This window comes from Mesorhizobium qingshengii, assembly GCF_900103325.1.
GTDB classification, from domain to species: Bacteria; Pseudomonadota; Alphaproteobacteria; order Rhizobiales; family Rhizobiaceae; genus Mesorhizobium; species Mesorhizobium qingshengii.
In genome coordinates, this window is sequence record NZ_FMXM01000081.1 from 1 (window position 1) to 2,619 (window position 2,619).

The 2,619-nt window shown below is 64.3% G+C and carries 2 protein-coding genes; both read left to right on the forward strand.

The features are described from left to right. The first annotated feature begins 571 nt into the window (after positions 1-571). Complete coding sequence (locus tag BLS48_RS34335; protein WP_038654504.1) at positions 572-772, forward strand: hypothetical protein; 201 nt, start codon at positions 572-574, stop codon at positions 770-772. After that, positions 762-2,619: recombinase family protein (locus BLS48_RS34340; RefSeq protein ID WP_244530011.1), on the forward strand; the 1,858-nt coding region annotated here is incomplete at its 3' end. The genes BLS48_RS34335 and BLS48_RS34340, both read left to right, overlap by 11 nt.

Consider the following 2,619-nt stretch of genomic DNA (forward strand, 5'->3'; position numbering starts at 1 on the left):
AAACCGAGCCAGGGCGCGGCTCTTTGAGAGGGTGACGTTGCCTCCAGTTTTTATCCAGTTTTGAGTTCGTTTCCGGCGTGGGTTGAAGTGCTCCCCGATTTTGGGCCAGCGGGAGCTGGATTTTCCGGGGTAAAGCTCAGCTCGGCGGGGGTGCCGATGAGCCGTTCATCAGCGAAATCGGCACCTTGTTGCCGATCGCTCTGTGTGGCCGGAACTCGTTATACAACTCGACGACTTAACACCCACGGGACTGGGATTGAACGCGAGCTTTGCTACCCGTGGCATCCGTGGGCCGGGCTGCAGGTCCATACCCATGAAGTGATCAAGAAGGGTGATGTGACGGTTTTCCGCTGCAGCCTTTCCGGCCAAGCGCCGGACCGGTGGCTGGAGGTTCCGGCGTGGATGTTCGACCGATCGGCTAGCATGAGCTGGCGCATCACGGCTGCCGCGCAGGTCGATCTTGCCGTGCTTGTCGCCTTGGCTGAGTTTCTGCGTGACACAGGCGTGCCGTCGCAATCTCAGAGGATCGGCGCAGCATCGGACTCTCACGACTCGAATCGGGGAGAGGTCCATGCCGCGCAAGCCCACGACTTACCAGTTCGATCTGTTCTCCAGGTTGAACGACACCGACACGATGATGGAGGCGCCGCGATGGCAGGCGCTGCCTGTCGAGACGCGTCGGTCAGTGACGAAGCTGATGGTGCGTCTGATCCTCGACCACGTCGGCGGCGATCGCGCCGGGCGACAGGAGGGCGCGGATCATGATGCATGAGAAGATCAGGCCGCACCATCTTGAGCGCAAGGCGATACTGTACGTGCGGCAGTCGTCGGCCCATCAGGTCCTGCACAACCGCGAGAGCAGCACGCTTCAATATGCGATGCGCGATCGCCTGACGGCGCTTGGGTGGTCTCGCGTCGAGACGGTCGATGACGATCTCGGCCGGTCCGCCGCCGGCGGCGTCGCACGCGTCGGTTTCGACCGAATGGTCGCGGAAGTCTGTCTCGGCAAAGTCGGTGCGGTCGCGGCGCGGGAAGTGTCGCGGTTTGCCCGCAACAGCCGCGACTGGCAGCAGCTCATCGAGATGTGCCGCGTCGTCGACACCGTGCTGGTCGACCAGGAGACGGTCTATGCGCCGCGCCAAGGCAACGACCGGCTGCTGCTGGGGTTAAAGGGAAGCCTCAACGAGTACGAACTCGATCTCTTGCGCCAGCGGTCGCTCTCGGCCCGCTACGAGAAGGCACGCCGTGGCGAACTCGTGGTCGCGGCACCTGTCGGCTTCGTAAAGGTCGGGGATCGGCTCGAGAAGGATCCCGACCGCCGCGTGCAAGAGGCGATCATCCTTGTGTTCGACAAGGTCGCCGCGCTCGGCAGCGCCCGTCAGGCCTTGATGTGGTTCCTCGAGCATGGCCTGGATTTGCCCACCAGGCGCAACAACGGCGATGTCATCTGGCGCAGACCCAGCTATGCCACGATCCACCGGATGATCGAGAACCCGATCTACGGCGGCGCCTATGCCTATGGTAGGACTCGTGCCGCGCCGGGATTTGGATCGACAGCCCCTCGGCCGGGCGTTCGTCGCCAAGCCCGGGAGGAATGGCTGGCTCTGATCCCGGGCAGCCATGAAGGTTACGTCAGTTGGGAACGAGCGGAGGCAATCCGCACAATGGTGAGCGACAACGTGCCAACGGGCCGGCATCACGGAGCACCGAAGCATGGCGATGCATTGCTCGCCGGGCTTGTCCGGTGCCGCCGCTGCGGCCGCAAGCTCACGGTGCGATACACGGGTATCAAGCACAACATCCCGCGCTATTCCTGCTGGCGGGGCCTGCTGGACAATGGCGAACCGCGCTGCATCGCCTTCGGCGGACTTCGCGTCGATGACGCTATTGAAGAGGCCCTTCTGCGGGTCGTCGAGCCCGGCGCGGTCGCGGCTGCCGCCGAGGCCGAAGCGCAGGCAGCCAATCGCCGCGACCAGGTTCGGGACGCTCTCAGTCGCGATCTGGAGGCTGCACGCTACGCCGCCGACCGGGCTTTCCGGCAATATGACGCGGCCGACCCCGAGAACCGGCTGGTCGCTGCCGAACTGGAGATGCGGTGGAACCGTGCCCTCGCACATGTCGGCGAGATCGAGGGCAAGATCGCCACACATGATACCGCAAGGGCGAAGCCGTCGCCTGTGTTGACGATGGACCTTGGCGCGCTGGCCGCGAACCTCCACAGCGTCTGGGCGGCACCGACGACAGATGCGCGGCTCAAGAAGCGCATCGCGCGTACCGTCATTCAGGAGGTGATCGCCGATATTGATGATGAAGCCTCCGAGATCGTGCTGCTGATCCACTGGATCGGCGGGGTTCACACTGAACTGCGCTTGCCGAAGCGGCGCCGCGGACAACGCACCAGCACCTCCGCCGACATCATCGCCGCCATGCGGCAACTGGTACTGATCGCCAGCGACGATCAGATTGCCGGCATTCTCAACCGCAACAGCCTGGTGACCGGGCATGGCAATCGCTGGACGCGCGAACGGGTCACGGCGCGCGCACCGGTCGCATCACAAGATTCCGGTCTTCCGGCCGGCGCCGGAGGGCAACGAACCGTGGCTCAACCTGAACAAGGCC

Bases quoted from the DNA above. Each gene is read 5' to 3' on its own strand.
- BLS48_RS34335 (WP_038654504.1), top strand. From the start codon at position 572: ATGCCGCGCAAGCCCACGACTTACCAGTTCGATCTGTTCTCCAGGTTG.